Source organism: Oleiphilus sp. HI0132 (genome assembly GCF_001635845.1).
In genome coordinates, this window is sequence record NZ_LWGJ01001745.1 from 1 (window position 1) to 897 (window position 897).

Genomic DNA, 897 nt, shown 5'->3' on the forward strand with positions numbered 1-897 from the left:
CAAAGGTAAAGTTCTGATGTTCAAAAGCGTCTAGAATCTCTTCACTAATTTCGTGTATTGCTTGAGCAACTGATATAGAAGGATTTAGCTCACTGACGATAGGAACTGTCGAAACACAATGACCAATCAAAGAATTCGGAGCGATACCGGGTTGTGCTGCGGTTGGCATTCCTACTGCTAAAAAGGACTCTCCTGTCCAGCGCTGCAAGGCAATAAAATAGATCGCCATTGTATAAGCGCTTAGGCTGCATCCTATGCTGGCTGCACTTTTCTTAATTTCAGTGATTAGATCTAGGTCGACATCAACATCTATTCGGCGCGCATTGAAGGTTCTATTCTTGGGGCGGTCTTTATCTAATATAAGCTCGTAATCGGGAATTCTTTTTGAAAATTTATCTAGCCAATATTGTTTGTCCTCGTTCTCTGAAGATTGACCTGCAAAATCAACAAAAGAGTATGCTTCTTCTAAATCAGCCGAATTTCCCTTTACGGTGCTATTGTAAAAGGCTGACAAATCTGCGATCACGATGCCAAGAGACCAGCCATCACAAATAATATGATGAGCAGTGAATATCAGGTAGTGACAGGTATCCGACTCTTTCAGTAAGCGAACTCTGAATAAAGGGCCATTGACTAGGTCCAGAGGCTCGCGGGCTTCGCTTTCAATAAGTTCTTCAAGAGCTTGTTTTTCAATATTTTCTAAGCCGCATTGAATTTCCTGATAGTCGAATACTCTAAAGCTTGTGCCATCTTCAGAAAAACTGGCTCTGAGAGCATCATGCCTTGCAACGGTTAGCTCAAGTGCATTGATGAGAGCAGGCACTCTGAGCTCTCCTTTAAACTTTAAGGTAAAGGATTCGTTAAAAGCACTTGAAGCCTTTGGATCCATCAGGACAG

At 42.1% G+C, this 897-nt stretch carries 1 protein-coding gene; it reads right to left on the reverse strand.

Translation table 11 applies throughout. The features are described from left to right. Positions 1 to 823 (reverse strand): condensation domain-containing protein (locus A3766_RS26635; RefSeq protein WP_231883003.1); only part of this gene is annotated, 823 nt, incomplete at its 3' end. Between the last annotated feature and the right edge of the window lie 74 nt (positions 824 to 897).